12 protein-coding genes are annotated in these 17025 nt (G+C 65.2%); 8 read left to right on the top strand and 4 right to left on the bottom strand.

Annotated features, from left to right (window positions below; all coding sequences use genetic code 11):
• The 5 genes from VFW45_09525 to VFW45_09505 form a co-directional block, all read left to right on the top strand.
• The coding region (locus VFW45_09525) for an energy transducer TonB (protein HEU5181022.1) at positions 1–852 on the top strand (852 nt) is incomplete at its 5' end.
• A 140-nt stretch (positions 853–992) separates the two neighbouring features.
• The gene (locus VFW45_09520; GenBank protein ID HEU5181021.1) at positions 993–1451 is read left to right on the top strand and encodes a hypothetical protein; all 459 of its coding nucleotides are present in this window, start codon (positions 993–995) and stop codon (positions 1449–1451) included.
• On the top strand, positions 1448–2428 hold the full coding sequence (locus VFW45_09515) for an ABC transporter ATP-binding protein (GenBank protein HEU5181020.1): 981 nt from the start codon (positions 1448–1450) through the stop codon (positions 2426–2428). The genes VFW45_09520 and VFW45_09515 overlap by 4 nt, the downstream gene beginning before the upstream one ends.
• Positions 2428–3204, top strand: a complete 777-nt coding sequence (locus VFW45_09510) for an ABC transporter permease (protein ID HEU5181019.1) — start codon at positions 2428–2430, stop codon at positions 3202–3204. The genes VFW45_09515 and VFW45_09510 overlap by 1 nt, the downstream gene beginning before the upstream one ends.
• A 5-nt stretch (positions 3205–3209) precedes the next feature.
• A complete protein-coding gene (locus VFW45_09505; GenBank protein ID HEU5181018.1) occupies positions 3210–4331 on the top strand; it encodes a MotA/TolQ/ExbB proton channel family protein in 1122 nt (373 codons plus the stop codon).
• Between the two features lie 13 nt (positions 4332–4344).
• On the opposite strand, the gene VFW45_09500 is transcribed toward VFW45_09505, so the two are convergent.
• Both VFW45_09500 and VFW45_09495 read right to left on the bottom strand, forming a co-directional pair.
• Positions 4345–5190, bottom strand: coding sequence for an acyl-CoA desaturase (locus tag VFW45_09500; protein ID HEU5181017.1), 846 nt, complete (start codon positions 5188–5190; stop codon positions 4345–4347).
• A 1145-nt stretch (positions 5191–6335) separates the two neighbouring features.
• Entirely contained in the window at positions 6336–7751 is a 1416-nt protein-coding gene (locus tag VFW45_09495) for an aminotransferase class V-fold PLP-dependent enzyme (GenBank protein ID HEU5181016.1), read from the bottom strand.
• Between the two features lie 84 nt (positions 7752–7835).
• Here VFW45_09495 and VFW45_09490 point away from each other — a divergent pair, with 84 nt between their 5' ends.
• A complete protein-coding gene (locus tag VFW45_09490) occupies positions 7836–8456 on the top strand; it encodes a MarC family protein (GenBank protein ID HEU5181015.1) in 621 nt (206 codons plus the stop codon).
• A gap of 196 nt (positions 8457–8652) precedes the next feature.
• Here VFW45_09490 and VFW45_09485 read toward each other — a convergent pair whose 3' ends face one another.
• A complete protein-coding gene (locus tag VFW45_09485; GenBank protein ID HEU5181014.1) occupies positions 8653–9390 on the bottom strand; it encodes a hypothetical protein in 738 nt (245 codons plus the stop codon).
• A 374-nt stretch (positions 9391–9764) separates the two neighbouring features.
• Positions 9765–10754: a hypothetical protein gene (locus tag VFW45_09480; protein HEU5181013.1), complete on the bottom strand. Its 990-nt coding sequence runs from the start codon at positions 10752–10754 to the stop codon at positions 9765–9767.
• 280 nt (positions 10755–11034) lie between these two features.
• On the opposite strand from VFW45_09480, the gene VFW45_09475 reads away from it, so the two are divergent.
• Both VFW45_09475 and VFW45_09470 read left to right on the top strand, forming a co-directional pair.
• Positions 11035–13263 carry a M28 family metallopeptidase gene (locus VFW45_09475; GenBank protein HEU5181012.1) on the top strand — a complete coding sequence of 743 codons (2229 nt, stop codon included), beginning with the start codon at positions 11035–11037 and terminating at the stop codon, positions 13261–13263.
• 321 nt (positions 13264–13584) lie between these two features.
• Positions 13585–16818, top strand: coding sequence for a M36 family metallopeptidase (locus tag VFW45_09470; GenBank protein ID HEU5181011.1), 3234 nt, complete (start codon positions 13585–13587; stop codon positions 16816–16818).
• Positions 16819–17025: the final 207 nt, after the last annotated feature.

Here is a 17025-nt window from a genome sequence, read left to right as displayed (position 1 = left end):
GATCGTGGCGGATCCGACCATCCCCGAAGGGAGGCGGTGATGTTCGATCAGATTTCAGTGCATAGGGTCCGGGGACCGGCCTCCGGGGAAGCATTCCTGGCGCTGATTTCCGTTCTCTTTCATACCGCAGGGTTTGCGGCGATCCTCGCAGCCTCCTACCTGACCTTGAAGCCTATCCCGCTGCCACCTTTGAAGCCCTATCTGGTCGCCCCGGTGATCTTTCCGCCGGCCGGCGCTCCCGCTCCTCTGAAGGGATCGGGCGCCGCGCCCAAGCCGGAGACCAGCCGGACGCTGCAGAAGGAACCCGATAAAGAAGAGTTGTCTCAGCCCGATGTTCTCGCAGTGGACCCGGCGCCTGTGCCAACCGAGCCTTCCCCCTCGGCCGAAGGCGCCGGCGCCGGGTCTCCCAATGGACGGGATGACGGCTCCGCCGACGGAGTCGCCGGAGGCCGCTGCGTCGGTCCCGATTGCGATCCGAACGGACCGATCGGTGGCGGACCGGGGATTCCCGGAGGCACCGGCGATCCCGCCGAACCTGGAGACGAGATTCACCTTCCGGGCATCAACGACGTCACCGAGCCGGTGATCGACGAATCCTCCCGCATCCTGCCGCGCTATCCCGAGGCGGCCCGTCGCGCCGGAGTCGAGGGCCAGGTCATCCTGCAGGCGTTGATCAACGCCGACGGCTCGGTCGGCTCGGTGCAGGTGCTGCGCGAGGTGCCGCCGCGCATCGGCTTCGGACCGGCGGCGATGGAAGCGGTCTCGAAATGGCGTTATCGGCCCGGCACCCTGCACGGCCGCGCGGTCGTGGTGCAGGTGACCATCACGGTGCAGTTCACGCTGTCGCGTTAGGCCCCCCCAGGCCCCGTCCCGGCCGCCCCCTCTTCAGTTTCTCCCTGTAGGGCCGGGACGGGGCCTTTTTGACTCCCATCCCAGCGCTGGCTAGACTTCTCCGGTTTTCCTGCACAGATCGTTGGCTCAGGAGGCGTTCCATGACGGGGAAGCGACGCGCGGCCGCAGTGATTCCGCTCCTGGCGCTCGCGCTGATCGCGGCCGCCCCCAAGTCCGGCAAACCCAGGCAGGCCGCCGCCAAACCGGCGGCCAAGGCAAAGCCGGCCCGGCCGGCCGAAGAAGGGACCTGGAACATCAAAGTCGTTCCCGATACCGAAGCGGCCTCCAAGGGAGAGCGCGAGTTCGACGACACCTTGATTGTGAATCGCGGCAAGCTCAAGGCGACCGCCGGCGTTCCCGACGGGTTCGGTGAGGCGCCTTACCGGAGCGAGGCGGGAACCATCATGGCCGAGCTCTCGAGCGCCGGGAAAGGGCTCCATCACTGGCACGCGGAGATCAGCGGCGACGCCATCTCCGGAAAGATGACCTGGATTCGATCCGACGGCACCGTCCTCTATTACAGCTTCAGCGGCGCTCGCGCCGGAGCCCAGGCGCCTTGAAACCCGTACCCCTTCCTGACCCGAGTGTCCCTGCCCTCGACGTGCGCGGCGTCTCCAAGGTCTATGGGACCCTGCAGGCGCTCGATGGGATCACCCTGACCATCGCGCGCGGCGAGCTGTTCGGCCTGCTGGGACCCAACGGCGCCGGCAAGTCGACCCTGATCAACATCATCACCGGGCTGGTCCGGCGCTCCGCCGGCAACGTCAAGGTCTTCGGCTACGACGTGGAGCGCGACTACAAGGCCACCCGCTCGCTGATCGGCGCCGTCCCCCAGGAGCTGATCTACGACCACTTCTTCACCGTCCGGCAGACGCTGAAGATCCAGTCGGGCTATTACGGTCTGAAGAACAATGGCGGCTGGGTGGAAGAGCTGATGCAGCGGCTGGAGCTGAAGGAGCACGAGAACAAAACGATCCGCGAGCTCTCCGGCGGCATGAAGCGCCGGCTGCTGGTGGCCAAGGCGATGGTGCACCATCCCGCCATCCTGATCCTCGACGAGCCGACCGCCGGGGTGGACGTGGCGCTGAGGCGCTCCTTGTGGGACCTGGTCCGCCAGGTTCACTCGGAGGGGACCACGGTGGTGCTGACCACGCATTATCTGGAGGAGGCGGAGGAGCTCTGTGATCGGATCGGCATCATCGACCACGGCGTCTTCGTGGCGCTGGACCGCAAAGAAGCGCTCATGCACCGCATCCACAACCGCCGCGTGACGCTGCTGTTCGGGGCACGCGTGGAGCGGCTGCCGGAGGAGCTCGCACGGCTCGGCGGGCAGCTGTCGCATGACGGCAGGCGCGCTACCCTGCGGGTGGACCGCAGCGACGGCTCGCTGCAGAAGATGGTCGAGAGTCTTGGCCGCTGGGGGCTGCCGCTCTCCGACATCGAGGTGGCGGGCGCCGGGCTGGAGGACGTCTTCCTGGAGCTGACCGCGCGCGCCGGACGGCAGCCGCGTCCGGCCTCTACCGAGGCGGTTCCTTGATGAACGGCGGCGCGGTCCTCTCGATCCCCTTCCGGACCCTCTTCTACCGGGAGATCCACCGCTTCTTCATCGTCATCAACCAGACCCTGCTCGCCCCGGTGATCTCGGCCGTCCTCTACCTGTTCATCTTCGGCTTCTCGCTGGGGGACCGCTTCGGCAACTTCCACGGCTTCAGCTACCTGCACTTTCTGATCCCGGGCCTGGTGATGATGGGGCTGGTGAACAACTCCTTCCAGAACCCCTCCTCCTCCCTGATGATCTCCAAGTTCGAGGGGAACATCGTCGACATCCTGATGGCGCCCATCGGGCACGTCGAGATCGTCCTGGGCTATGTCCTGGGAGGGATGTTCCGCGGGCTGCTGGTGGGGGTGTGCATCCTGCTGGTCTCCTGCTTCTTCGCCCTGCCTCCCTTCTCGCATCCCCTCTACCTGATCACGGTGGCGCTGCTCTCCTCGGGGCTGTTCGCTCTTCTGGGGGTGGTGGCGGGGATCTGGGCGGAGAAATTCGACGACCTGGCGATGTTCCCGACCTTCATCATCACACCGCTGACCTATCTGGGCGGGGTGTTCTACTCGATCTCGATCCTGCCGCCCTTCTGGCGCAAGGTGTCGCTGTTGAACCCGCTTCTTTACATGATCAATGCCCTGCGGTTCGGCTTTCTCGGAGTTTCCGACGTCAATCCCACCTGGAGCCTGGTGTCGCTGGCGCTGATGGACGCGGGGCTGTTCGCCCTCTGCCTGCGCATGCTGAAAACCGGCTACAAGCTGAGAAGATAGGCGACGTGTCGACGAGCCTGTTCGAATTCTGGTCCACGCTCGGATGGGCGCCGCAGCTGGTCGTCCTGCTGCTCCTCCTGATGTCGCTCGCCTCGATCGCCATCGTGGTGGAGCGCGCGGCGGGAATCTGGACGGCGCGGCGCGACACGGCTCGCTTCGTGCCGCTGGCTTCGGCCGCGTTTCAAAGCGGCATCTTCGGCGAAGTGATGCCGCTGATGGAGAAGTGCTCGTTGAGCCCGGAAGCCGAGCTGGTGCGCCGCAGCGGCGTCGACCTGGACGCCCCGCCGGCGAGCGAATCGGAAGCCAACCGCCAGCTCCTGCTGGCGCGCTGGAGCCTGGATCGCTACCTGGAAGGGCTGAATCTGGACCTGCGGCGCGGGCTGCCGCTGCTGGCGACGATCGCCTCGACCGCCCCTTTCGTGGGGCTGCTCGGGACGGTCCTTGGAATCATCCGCGCGTTCCAGTCGCTGGGCACGGCGGGATCTGGCCTGGCCGGCGTCTCCGCGGGCATTTCCGAGGCGCTGATCACCACGGCGTTCGGACTGTTCGTAGCCATCCCGGCCACGATGGCCTACAACACCATCACCAGCCGCGTGGACGGCGTCGTCTTCCATGCCCGCCGCTTCGCCACTCTCTTCCTGGAGTCGCTGGCGGCCACCGGCGGCATTTCCACCAGAAAGCTGCTCACCGAAAAGCAGGAAGAGAACCCTGCCGCGGCCCACTTCTCACGCTCCCGCATCCGCGCGGACATCAATGTCACCCCACTGGTGGACGTCGTGCTGGTCCTGCTCATCATCTTCATGGTGGTCACGCCGGCGCCCGAGGTGGCGCTCGACCTGCACCTGGCGAGGACCGCCAGGGCGGAGGAAGGAAAGCCCCTGCCCAACAAGGAGCAGGTGCTGGTGCGCATCGCCGCCGACAACCACGTCTTCCTGAATGATCACGAGGTGGCGGCGGGATCGCTGAAGGACGCGCTGGCGAAAGCTTTCGGCGGGAAGACCGATCAGCCCATATTCTTCGAGGCCGACTCGCAGGCGGAATATCCGCAAGTGGTGGACATCCTGAACGAGGTCAGCGCCGCCGGCTACGCCAACATCTCCATCGTCCACCGCAAATCCGCCCCCTGAGGGCGCGGCGACTTCAGGCCGATTCGAGCTGGCGCATGCGCGCGCGCTCCGGGACGGGATGGAGGTCCCAGATGATCCCCGCCCACGACATCGTCTTCAGCAGGTAGTAGGTGAGGTCCACTTCCCACCAGTAGTGGGACTGGGCGGCCGAGCCCGGATAATGGTGGTGATTGTTGTGCCACCCCTCGCCGAACGTCAGCAACGCGAGCAGGAAGCTGTTACGGCTCTCATCTTTCGTCTCGTAACGGCGCTTGCCCATCTGGTGAGCCAGCGAGTTGATGGTGCAGCTGGCATGGAACAACGCCAGCGTGGAGATGCAGAAGCCCCAGACGATCATCTGCGGGCCGCTCGTCCCCAGCTCCGGGAAGGCCGACCTCAGCCAGCCGCCGAGCAGCCCCATCCCCGTGATCAGCGCAATCGGGACGACGGTGTCGAAGCGGTCCAGGAAGCGCAGCTCGGGGTACTTCGCGAGATCCGGGACGACGTCGAGCCGGGTCGGGAAGTTTGCTTTCGAAGTGATCCAGCCGATATGGCTCCAGAGGAAGCCGTGCTGGATCGGCGAATGGACATCATCCTCCTCGTCGGAGCGCTGATGGTGCAGCCGGTGGTGCGCCGCCCACCAGAGCGGCCCGCGCTGCACGCAGGTGGCTCCCAGCAGCGCGATGGCGAATTGCCCGGCACGCGAAGTGCTGTAGGAGCGGTGCGAGAAGTAGCGGTGGTAGAAACCGGTGATGAAGAACATCCGCACAAGGTAGAAGGCGGTGGCCACCGCGACAGCGGTCCAGCTCCACCCCACCCAGATCACCGCGAACACCGCGAGGTGCAGCACCATGAACGGGATGGAGCGAACTACATCCATTCTCTGGGGACCGTGGAACAGCTCCGCATTGTCACCGGCGTAGCTGTCGATCCAGCGGGTGACTCCCAGGAGCACTCTCGAGCTGAGGCTGGCAGCAGACGACATTCGTTCGATCCTCGCAAAACAGGGGGGCCTTTGTCGGACGCGGCCTGACTCGGGCGGCGCCCGCCGGAAGGCCCGGCGACAAAATCAAAGGCGCTCCTGAACCGGCAGCGCCCGGCACAACCTCGCTCGGCCTTCCCGCGGCTTTCGGGGCCCCAAGGCCGGGTCGAGGGGGGCATAGTCTACCCTGGATCGCGCTCCGGCGGTCCTCCGAAAGCGCTTGGCCTTCCAGGACGAGGAGGCCCGGCCGCAGCCATGCCTCACAGCCCCAGGGGAATATTGGGCTTAGCGCGAGCGGGATCCAGCCGCAGCAATCTCAAAACAGGAGTTTGAGGGGGTCGAAATCAGGACAGCGGGCGCCGGCCGCTCACGCTGATGTTCCAGTCATGGACCCGGATGTCCTCCAGGCCCGCCTACTCGCACCATCCAAAGAACTCCGGAAACTAGTGCTTCGACTGGTACTTCGGGGAATACCAGTCGAACGTGCCAAGGGTCCGCTCGGGCCAGCCCCCATTCGCCGGCGATCGGGATCAGGCGGAAGCCGAGGCCCAGAATGGGTATTCCCTGAAGATAGTAGAGCGGACCCGCCACATGACAGAGACCGTAGAGGAGGCCTCGAGGCATCCGCGTCGTGACTCGCCGGTAGAGATCGGAGAGGCGGTTCCGGGTCGTCGTGTAGGGCGAGCATAGAGTTCTAGCCTCGCCCCGCAGTCCTGTAAAGCATGGGGTTGGACCACCTTGGAGCCTGGGAGGGACGGTCGGAGGGCCTCGCTCAAAAATAATTGCCCGTCGGCGTTCACAAGTGTATATTCGCGCTACACGAGGAAGGAGGTGGTCCAGTGAGCTTACCTAGTTTTCATTCTGAGACCCGTGAGGTGCCTGTAACCTAGGCGGCGTCACCGGAGAGGTCTAGCCTGGGTCCCGCCTCGGGAATACCAGCAGGCCACCGAGCCCGGAAGTCCCCGGAACTGGTCAGCCGGGGCGGCGTAACTCGCCGAAGCTTCCGGGCTTCTTTTTTGTCCCGCCCCATCCCCGCCAGCCGCCTAGCCGCCGCCCGAAAGACGGCGCGCCTCTTCCTTGAGCCCTTCCACCGCATCGGCCACGCGGTCGGCATGCGTGCGGAAGCTCAGCACGCAGATCCGCAGGACGTAGCGCCCCGACATCGTCGTGCTCGACAGGAACACCCGGCGCCGCTGGTTGACGCGCTTGAGGATCTCGGCGCCGCGCTGGGACCCGTCGCGGGCGACGAAGGCGACGATCGACAGCTGCGGCTCATCCAGCATCTCGAAGTGCGGATCGTCCTTCAGCTCGCGCCAGGCCCAGCGGGCCAGGTCCAGCTTCTCCTGGATCTGCTCGCGGAACGCCTCCACCCCGTGCAGCTGCAGCGGCAGCCAGATGCGCAGCCCGCGGAAATCGCGCGACAGCTCGGGCGACAGCTCGTGGAAGCTGGGAATCCCCTTCCCTTCCGCCACATCCTGCAGGTAGCCGGCCTCGGTGCGCATCGCGCGTCTCAGGGCGTCGGGATCGCGCACCAGCAGGCAGCCGGTACCGTACGGCAGGAACATCCCTTTGTGCGGATCGATCGTGATCGAATCACACTGCTCCATCTGCGGCAGGAGGGCGGGCCCTTCGCGGCTGAGACGGAAGAATCCTCCGTAAGCGGCGTCGGCATGGGTCCACAGATCATGGCGCCGGGCGATGTCGAGGATCTCCGGGATCGGGTCCACGGCTCCGGTGTTGGTCGTGCCGGCATTGGCGATCACCAGAAACGGCCGCCGTCCCGCGGCCTTGTCGCGCTGCACTTCCTCCTCGAACCGATCGGGGATCATGCGGCAGCGTCCATCCACCGGAATCCAGCGCAGGTTGCGCTCGGAGAAGCCGGCGATGCGAGCTGCCTTCACGAGCGACAGGTGGGACTCCTCCGACAGGTAGAGGGTCGCCTGCAGGAAGTCTTCCGGCAGGTGCGCGGCGCGGGCCGCCACGATCGCCATCAGGTTCGAGATCGATCCTCCGGAAGTGAGGATGCCGCCGGCCGTCTCCGGATAGCCCATCAGCTGCGCCAGCCAGCCGATTGAGGTCGCCTCGATCTGGGCCAGCGCGGGGGCAGCCGCCGCGACGTTGACGAAGCGGTTCGTGGCGCAGGCGATGAAGTCGGCCAGCGCCGCAGAGGGAATGCCGCCGCCGGGAATGAAGGCGAGATAGCCCGGGCCGGCCGTGGTGAACGATTTGGCGAAGGCCGGTGCCAGACGCTCGAGGAGCTCCGGCAGCGGATGGCCCGCCTCGGGCGGCGGCTCGCGGAAGCCCGCCGCAACCTCGCCGGCGCCCTCGATGTCGAAAGAGGGCTGCTGCGGCAGCGTCTTCCAGTGGTCCGCGACGAAGGCGGCGCCCTGCTCCAGCAACCGTTCGAGCGCCTCCGGATCGGGCTCCAGCGGAAATTCAGGCCTTTTGGAATGTTTCATGCCGCCGGATTCTACCAGGAGCGTTGACAGGCCGCGAAGGCATCCCTATGCTGCGCTCCCGTCCCGCGTGCTCCCGGGAGAACCATGACGGCCCTGGCACTCCAATCCTTCCTGACGATGCTGGTGGTCGTGGACCCGATCGGTCTGGTGCCGATGTTCCTGGCGCTGGCCTCCGACCGGACGGCTCTGGAGCGCCGGCGGCTGGCCAGCCGCGCCGTCCTGGTGGCCGGCGGCATCCTCCTGGCCTTCGCACTGGCCGGCTCGTGGGTCCTGCACCGGCTGGGGATCAGCCTCGGCGCCTTTCAGGTTGCCGGCGGGATCCTGCTGTTCTGGATCGCCGTACGGATGGTCTTCGCGGAGCACCAGCGGGAGACGGCGGCCGAGGAGGCCGAGGCGCGCAGCCGGGTCGACATCAGCGTCTTCCCTCTCGCCATACCGATCATCGCCGGGCCCGGCTCGATGGCCAGCATCATGATCCTGGTGGGAGAGGCGCGGACGGTACGCGGCGGCCTGGCGCTCGTCGTCCTCACGACCGCCGTGGTTCTGAGCCTGTGCTACGTGGCACTGCGCCTGTCCGAGCCGCTCGTCCGCGCGCTCGGCACCACCGGCGTGAACGTGGTCACCCGCGTCCTCGGCGTCCTGCTCGCCGCCCTGGCGGTGCAATACGTCGCCGACGGCGCCCTCATCCTGTTCCGCCCGTCATGAGGCGCGGCGCCGGGGTCGGCTCCGGCGCCGCACCGCCTGCTTCGACTTACGGGCAGACGGGACTCGTCTCCTCCACCCACATCTTGTCCATGTAGACCAAGGTCGTCAGTTTTTTCGGCCGCGAGTATCTCGCGCCGGATTTCTCTCTCATGCATTTTGTGAGATGAGACTCCGTGTTCATCGCTTCGATTCGCGCTTAGGGGCAGACAGGATTGGCAGTCTCGACGTAGAGGCAGTCGATGTAGACCTTGTCGTTGTTCGACCCGCCCGCCGTATCGTCGACCGCGACGCACAGCCTCCCCGAGGAGTTGCCGATGGTCGCGGTCTGTTGCACTTCCGCGGCCGAATCGATGGTGATCCCACTGGGGGGGTAAAGACCGGTCGTCGTGCAGGGCGTCGAACTCCACTTGTACAGAATGGCGAAGTTGTCACCATCCGTGTTGGTGGGCCGATACCCTTCGACCTTGAGGGTCTGGGACGATCCCGCTGGAATGTTCGTGATCTCGTAGACGTGGAAGAGACGGTGGTTCGTTCCTCCTTCCTGGAGGACTTCGCGGACATTGTCGCACTCCTTCAGGTTGTTGTAGTTCCCCGAGAAGATGATCCCGGGATTCGTCTGCTCACCGTCGGGCGGGTATTTCGTATCGAGGGTCGTCACGATCGCCGGAGCGGAGGTGGACCCGTGGAACATGTAGAACTCGTCCTGTCCGCTATAGGTCTGCGTCGACAGGAATCCGAGGCAGATGTCGGTCGTCCCGGAAGCATTCAGGTCGTAGTCGGCCTCGCTGCTGCAGCAATTCTCGTCGAGCGTCTGGACCGAGACATAGGCTCCCGTTTCATCGCAGCCGTTGGCCTGCCTCTTCTTGATGGTCACGGCCTCGCCGAAGTTGTTGCCGATGCAGGGATCCTGCGAGGAGTAGGAAGTCCTTACCATGTGGCTCCCCTTGGGCAAGACGGTGAAGCGCAAGACTTGCCAGAGCTCGTGCGGCGGGCTGGAGTTGCAGGTCCCGCTCTCCGTGAAGGTCTCCGCGGAGCCTCCATGAAAAATGCCGACGCAACCGGGGCAGCTCCACGGGGTGTACTCCGTAATGCATTCCGTGGCCCCAGCGTTCGCGGAAATCAGGACAAGGGAAGCTGTCGCACCCAGCCAGAATCGATGCCTCGTCGGAATCATGGCGATCCTCCTCTGCAAGCGGACGTGGCCGCTTGCGTCAGCGCTTGACCTCCCGGCCAGGACCGGAAGGTGCCATCTTCGCAATCGTTTGGGCGGCACCGGTGGCTTCCCGGCGCCGCCCCCTCCGTTCCGGACTACGGGCAGACAGGACTCGCCGTCTCGACCCAGATCCGGTCGATGTTGACCTTGTCGTTCACCGAACCGCCCGCCGTGTCGTCGACCGCGATGCACAGCCTGCCGGATAAGTTGCCGATCGCCGCTGACCGGGTCACTTCGGCCGCCGAATCAATCGAAATCCCGGTCGGCGTGTAGGGCCCCGTGGTGGTGCAGGGCGTGGCGCTCCACTTGTAGAGAATCGCGAAATTGTCTCCATCGGTGTTGTTGGAGCGGTATCCCTCCACTTTCAGGGTCTGTGACGCGCCGGTTGGAATCTGCAGGATTTCGTACACGTGGAACAGCTGGTGGTTGATCCCCCCCTCCTGGAGAATCTCGCGCACGTTGTCGGAGATGTAGGTGTTCGTGTAGTTGCCCGAGAAGATCGCTCCCGGGCTCGTCTGCTCGCTGTCGGCGAAATACTCGGTGTCCAGCGTGGTCACGATCGCCGGGGCGGAGATGGCACCGTTGAACATGTAGAACTCGTCCTGGCCGCTGTAGGCCTGGTTCGACAGGAATCCGAGGCAGATGTCGGTTGTTCCTGAGGCGCTTAGATCGTAATCGGCCTCGGAGGCGCAACAGGAATCATCGACCGTCTGGACGTTGACATAGGTCCCCGTCTCGTCGCACCCGCTCGCCTGTCGCTTCTTGATAGTTATCGATTCACCGAAGCTGCTGCCGATGCAGGGGTCCTCCGACGAGTAAGAGGTCCGCACCTTGTGCGTGCCTTTGGGCAGGCCGGTGAAGCGCAACACCTGCCAGAGCTCATGGGGTGGAGCGCTGTTACAGTTTCCGCTCTCCGTGAAGGTCTCGGCGGCACCTCCTCCATGAAAGATCCCCTTGCAGCTGTTCGGACTCTTGTCCGCGCACTTCCAGGAGAACTGTTTGACGCACTCCGTGGCTCCGGCGCTCAAGGTCATCAGGCCCGCGATTGCCAGCGCGCAAATCCCTACGTGTCTTGCTCGCACCATGCCCCTACCTCCTTCAAAAGGTTGATGTGGGCCCCCACTGGACCCATCTCACCCTTCCACTTGAGCTCGGGAGGAGCCGGGTTCCGGAAAAAACTTCATTTTTTGCCGATCTTTTGCGTAACCTTTTCGCCCCATTACTCGGAGATCACGATCGGGACCTGCTCGCCCGGCAGGCAGCGGTCTCGCCTGACCGGAGTTGACAGCGTGTCCCGCCGCGGCACAGCCTATCGGCTTTCGCCGGCGTCCCTCGCCCGCCGCCGTCTCCAAGGAGAGCGCTCCCATGACCCGGACCGTCCCTTTTCGACTGTTGCCCGTCGTCGCCGCCCTCCTCGTCCCGAGCCTGTCGGCCGCGACCGATCCCCTTGGGCGCCCGCGCCTTGGATTCTTTCCCGCGTCCCAGCCGGTGCAGGAGCGTTTCGAGGGAGTCTTCATGGGCGTCCCAAGCCCGGAGCGCGCCGAGGGGTGGCTGCACACGCTCACCGAGGAGCCGCACGTCGCCGGGACTCCCGCCGACAAGAACCTGGCGGAGATGGTGCGCGACAAGCTGAAGGAGTTCGGGTTCGAAGCCTCGATCACTTCGTATTCGGTCCTGCTGAACTATCCAAAGTCGGTCTCGCTGAAGATGCTGGAGCCGGCGGTGCAGGAGCTGTCGCTGGTGGAGACGGGCAACCTGCGCGACAAGGACTCCTATAGCAGCGACGCCTTCCCCGCCTTCCACGGCTATGGCGCCTCCGGGACCGCGGCGGGACAGGTGATCTACGCCAACTACGGCTCGGACGAGGATTTCAAGAAGCTCGACGCGATGGAGATCTCGGTGAAGGGGCGCATCGTGCTGGTGCGCTACGGTGGAATCTTCCGTGGATTGAAGGTCCGCGAGGCCCAGGAGCACGGCGCCGCCGGCGTCATCATCTATTCCGATCCGGCCGATGACGGCTACATGAAAGGCGACATCTACCCGGACGGGCCGATGCGCCCTCCCGGCTCGCTGCAGCGCGGCTCCGTCCAGTTCCTGAGCTACGGCCCGGGCGATCCCCAGACTCCGGGCTACGCCTCCACCCCGTCGGCGAAGCGGGTGGCACAGGACAAGCTGCCGGGGATTCCGAAGATCCCCTCTCTGCCGATCAGCTATGGCGAGGCGGAGAAGATCCTGCGGGCTCTCGCCGGCCCGCGCGTCCCGGATCCCTGGCAGGGAGGATTGCCTTTCGCGTACCACGTCGGTCCCGGCCCCGCCAAGCTGGAGATGAAGGTCGACATGGATTACGCCGTACGTCCCATCTGGGACGTCTTCGGGAAGATCAAGGGCTCCGCCGAGCCGGATCGCTGGGTGATCCTCGGCAATCACCGCGACGCCTGGACCTATGGCGCCGTTGATCCCAACTCCGGCACCGCATCGTTTTTGGAAACGGCGCGCGGATTGGGCGCGGCTGTCAAGGCGGGTTGGAAGCCGCGGCGGACGATCATTCTGGCCAGCTGGGACGGCGAGGAGTATGGCCTCCTCGGGTCGACCGAGTGGGGTGAGGATCTCTCCGATGAGCTCTCGAAGAAGGCGGTGACCTACGTGAATCTCGACTCATCGGTCACCGGGCCCGATCTCGACATGTCAGGTATGCCATCGCTTCGAAATCTGGTGATCGAGATCGCCGATGCCATCCCTGACCCGAAGCGCGGAAAGAGCATCGGGTATTTCTGGAGAAACTCCCAGCGCGAGGCATGGAACAAGGAAGAGCCGATCTTCTTGGACGCGCCGGTGAAGGCGTTCGAGCCAACCCTGGATCCGCTGGGCTCGGGCTCGGACTACACGGTCTTCAGCGATCATCTAGGAATCGCCTCGATGAACTTCGGCTTCAACGGCAGCTACGGCGTTTACCACTCGACGCTCGACAATTTTTTCTGGATGAAGAGCTTCGGCGACCCGGAGTTCCTCTATCACGCGGTGGCGGCGAAGCTGTACGGCATGCTGGCGATGCGCCTGGGAGGCGCCGAGGTGGTCCCTCTGCGCTACGTCCCCTACGCGACGGCGCTGACGGAACGGGCCGACGAGCTGCGCCGCTCCGCCATCATGGAGCAGCGCAAGGCCGCGCACGAGACCGACGCCGATGAGCCGGAGGATCCGACGAAGAAGAAGACTCCCCTGTCGCCCGATTGGGGGCCGCTCCAGCGCGCGCTGCAACGCTTCGCGACCGCTGCCGCCGAGGCCGACGCCGCGGTGGCGGCTCTCGAATCCAAAGGCAGCGCCGACGCCTCGACGCTGGCCCGCGTCAACGACGCCTGGGTCGGCGTGGAGCGCCGCTTCTTGAGCAGCGAGGGGCTCAGCGGACGTCCCTGGTTCAAGCACGTCCTCGACGCTCCCGGTCGGACCACCGGCTATGCCGCCTGGACTTTTCCCGGGCTGACGCAGGCGGTGCACGAGCACGACCCGGCGATGTGGGACAAGGAGTACCCGAAGGTCCTGCAATGCCTCGACGCCGCGGCGCGCGCCCTTTCCGACGCCGCCTCCGCTGCGCGGTAAGCCGAGGCAGTTGGAAGCTTTGGATCCTATTTGGGCGAACCCCGGTAACAGACTGATCCTGAGCAGGCAGGATGCACTGAAGCAGCATAAGAGCGTCGACCCCGTAGACACCAGATCAGATTCCCCCTGCAGGCTTTGAAAATCTCATTGACAGATCGTTGCCTTGGCGGTAAAGAGTCGACCAAACACTCTCGATCCTCCTATCGGGCGCGCGAGAATGCCCCCATTCACTCGCGGCGCGCTTGGGGAGCGTCACGACGATTCGCGCCGGCCTTGGGCCGACTCGGCGCCTCTTGGCCGCGCATCTCAGGGAGGCCCTCCATGCCGATCCCCGCCCGTCTCCTTACCATCGCCATGGCTCTCATCGGCCTTGCTCTGATCCTGGCGCCGGCCGGTGCCGGACAACAGGCGATTCCGGTGTCGTCCAAGGAGGACCCGGGAAATTACGACATCCGATTTCACGGCCGACCCCTCCTGGTTTCCCTGGAGGAGGTTTATGGCGCCTCTTCCTTCCGGGCCATGCATGAAGCAGGGATCGCGGCGGTTCAGGCCATGGAGGGTGCTCGGCATTTCGCTCCCGGCGTGGAGGTGCGCCGGTCCTCGGCCGTCGGCGGCGCGGAAAGGGTGCGCAGCCTCCGGGGTCGTCTGACCGAGGGAGCCTCCGGCCATCCGGCCGCCCAGACGGTTCTCACATTTCTCCACGACCAGGCCACGACCTATGGGTTGGATAGTCGGCAGGCCGACGAGCTGGAAGTGCTCGGGGAAAGCGTCAGTCGCGATAGCGGACTGAAGATGGTCCGGCTGCGCCAGCGGGTCCGCGGGCTTCCGGTATTCCAGAGCGAGACGCGGGCGATCCTGGATCGGGAAGGACGTCTGGTAGCCACCGTCGGCGGACTGGTGCCGGGGATTCAGGACGACCTTGCTCCGGACTTCCAGGGCTTGCTGCCACCGGAGGAGGCACTCCGCCACGCTCTGGCTTCGGTCGACCTGGACGTGGACGTGGCCCGGCTTCATCTGCGGGGCGCGACCAGCTCGAGTGGGGCGGTGGAGGTGGTCTCCGAAGATCCCCGACTGCCCCGGCCCATCCATAGCGAGCGGGTCTACTTCCCGCTTTCCGCCGGCATGATCGTCCCCGCCTGGTCTCAGGTCACCTACGTGGCCGGTGACACGACCTGGTACACGGTCGTGGACGGGCGCACCGGCATTCTGCTCTACCGCAAGAATCTAAGGGAAACCGCCTCCCGCCGCGACGCCCGGTTCAGCGTCTACGCGGAAAGCGACGGGCACCCTCTCGACAGTCCCGCGCCGGGATCGCCGAACCAGCTGACTCCGGGGTCCGGAACTCAGTTCCCCGCGGTGTCCCGATCGGTGATTTCGATGTTTGCGGTCCAGGATCCGGTGGCCAGTCCGGACGGGTGGATCCCCGACAATGGGACCACGACAACAGGAAACAACGTGGACGCCTTCCTGAATCGGAACGACGATCTCGTCCCGGACAAGATGACGCTGGACACGAACGGGAGGCCGATGGGGAATCCCGACGCGAACGGCCGGAAACGGGATTTCCTCGGTGCGGCGCCCCGCAACTTCACCTACACACCCGCACCGCTGGGGAGCAATCCGGACGCGGGGGATGATCCATCGACGGCTCCGTTCCAGCGAGGGGCGGTGACGAATGTCTTCTACCTGGCCAACTGGTGGCACGACCGGCTGTACCGCCTGGGGTTCGACGAGGCAGCCGGCAACTTCCAGGACAACAACTTCCGCAGGGGCGGCGTGGACGGCGACCGCGTGCTGATATTCGTGCAACAAGGCGCCGACGTCGGAACTTTTAACAATGCGGGCGCCACAGTTACGCCCGACGGTCAATCCGGCAGCATCGACCTGGACCTGTTCGATGCGCCTGGTCCGGATCGGGACTCGGACGTTGATGCGGGCATAGTGCTTCATGAGTTCACGCACCTCCTGACCAACCGGATTATCGGAAACGGCGCCGGATTGAATTTCGGAGTCTCCAGGGGGATGGGGGAAGGTTGGAGCGATTTCTATGCCCTGTCCCTTCTTTACGATCATCCGGGTGACGACCCCAATGCCCAGTATGCTCCCTCCGGCGACTACAGCACGTATCTGGTCGGTATTGGTACGTTGCCGCCGGGGAGTTATCGGGACAATTATCTCTATGCGACTCGGACCTTCCCTTACACGACCGACAACCAGATCAATCCACTGACCATGGCCGATGCGGACCCGACGACCTTCGACCTTTCCGGAGGAATCGCCCCGGCGCCCTTTGGGGCCTCATCTTTCGGGGCGGGCGAGACCCACTTCTTGGGGGAGATATGGAGCGAGATGCTCTGGGAGGTTCGCAGCCGGATCATCGCCGCCCACGGAAGTGTCCCGGTGGGGAACCAGATCACCCTGCAAGTCGTCACCGATGCGTTGAAGCTGACTCCCACGGATCCTTCTTTCCTCGACGCCCGCGACGCCGTCCTGGACGCCGATTGCGCCGCCAATGCCTGTGCCCATGAGGAAGCCATCTGGGCCGGATTCGCCGACCGGGGCCTGGGATACGGCGCTACCGATTCCGGGGGCTTCACGAACGATCAGGGCATCCAGGAGTCTTCCTCGATGCCGAGGCTGGATGTGGCGGGGGTATCGGTGAGCGATCCGCTCGGCGACGGAGACGGTTTCGCGGAACCCGGAGAAACGGTGAACCTGACGGTAAGCCTGGTCAACCCGTGGCGCCAGGCGGGCAAGGCGGTAGCATCAGCCCAGGCGACGCTCTCGGCAGTCGGTTCCGACGCGACCGTGCTTCAGGGAGTCTCCACTTACGGAGCCATCCCGCCCCAGGGCGAGACGGCCGGGACCCCGTTCGTGGTGAGCCTGAACAGTGGTTTGGCCTGCGGAGCGGCTGTCAAGTTCACCCTGAGCGTGACCAGCACCCTCGGGCAGAGCAACCTCGAGCTCACTCTCCGCGCCGGGCGACCGGCCGGCGTCGGCGCCCCTCTCACGTTCACTCACGCCATCTCCGGAGGCCTGCCGATTCCGGACAATGACAGCTCCGGGGTCACCGATGCCCTTTCGATCTCCGATGATATCGACATCGCCGATCTCGACTTTCGGGTCGACGACCTGCAGCATCCCTTCGTGGGCAATCTGACGCTGGCCCTGCGCTCTCCGGGCGGCCTCCTGACCGATGTCATCTGGCGGCCGGGGCAGTGCTTCACCACCAACAACATCACCACCTGCTCCCAGGCCACCAACAGCGGGGACAACTTCATCGGCACGGTCATCGACGACGCCTCCAGCAACGATCTGATACACGCCGGTCCCTCCTTCGCCCCCTTCACCGGCGACTGGATGCCGGCCATGAATTCGCCAGATCCGCCGTTCTGGAGCAACCCCGACCCGGTGGGCCAGCTCAGCCGCTATAACGGCCGCAGCGCGGCCGGAACCTGGAAGCTCTTCGTGGCGGACCACTCGGGCGGGAACACGGGCACCTTGAACTCCTGGTCGCTGGTCGTTACGCCGGTTAATTACGTCTGCGGCCCCTGAGAGGGACGTGATCTGGTCCTCCAAGAGTTCGATGTACTGATCACCTTGGGGAGCCACACTCTCACCGTCCCGAGTCCTCGGGGATCATAATGATGGAGCCCCGGTCGTCAGGTGCTGCCGGGGCTCCTATTGGTCTTGGGAACACGCGAGGCTGGGCCGGCGTCCCTGGCCTGGCTCCCTTCGGTGAACCCCGCCCCACTTTCGTTC

Source organism: Candidatus Polarisedimenticolia bacterium (assembly GCA_035764505.1).
GTDB lineage: Bacteria > Acidobacteriota > Polarisedimenticolia > Gp22-AA2 > AA152 > AA152.
This window is presented reverse-complemented; position numbering and strand designations above follow the sequence as displayed.

Bases quoted from the DNA above. Each gene is read 5' to 3' on its own strand.
- VFW45_09490 (HEU5181015.1), top strand. From the start codon at position 7,836: ATGACGGCCCTGGCACTCCAATCCTTCCTGACGATGCTGGTGGTCGTG.
- VFW45_09480 (HEU5181013.1), bottom strand. From the start codon at position 10,754: ATGGTGCGAGCAAGACACGTAGGGATTTGCGCGCTGGCAATCGCGGGC.
- VFW45_09510 (HEU5181019.1), top strand. From the start codon at position 2,428: ATGAACGGCGGCGCGGTCCTCTCGATCCCCTTCCGGACCCTCTTCTAC.
- VFW45_09520 (HEU5181021.1), top strand. From the start codon at position 993: ATGACGGGGAAGCGACGCGCGGCCGCAGTGATTCCGCTCCTGGCGCTC.
- VFW45_09485 (HEU5181014.1), bottom strand. From the start codon at position 9,390: ATGGTAAGGACTTCCTACTCCTCGCAGGATCCCTGCATCGGCAACAAC.
- VFW45_09500 (HEU5181017.1), bottom strand. From the start codon at position 5,190: ATGGATGTAGTTCGCTCCATCCCGTTCATGGTGCTGCACCTCGCGGTG.
- VFW45_09475 (HEU5181012.1), top strand. From the start codon at position 11,035: ATGACCCGGACCGTCCCTTTTCGACTGTTGCCCGTCGTCGCCGCCCTC.
- VFW45_09495 (HEU5181016.1), bottom strand. From the start codon at position 7,751: ATGAAACATTCCAAAAGGCCTGAATTTCCGCTGGAGCCCGATCCGGAG.
- VFW45_09470 (HEU5181011.1), top strand. From the start codon at position 13,585: ATGCCGATCCCCGCCCGTCTCCTTACCATCGCCATGGCTCTCATCGGC.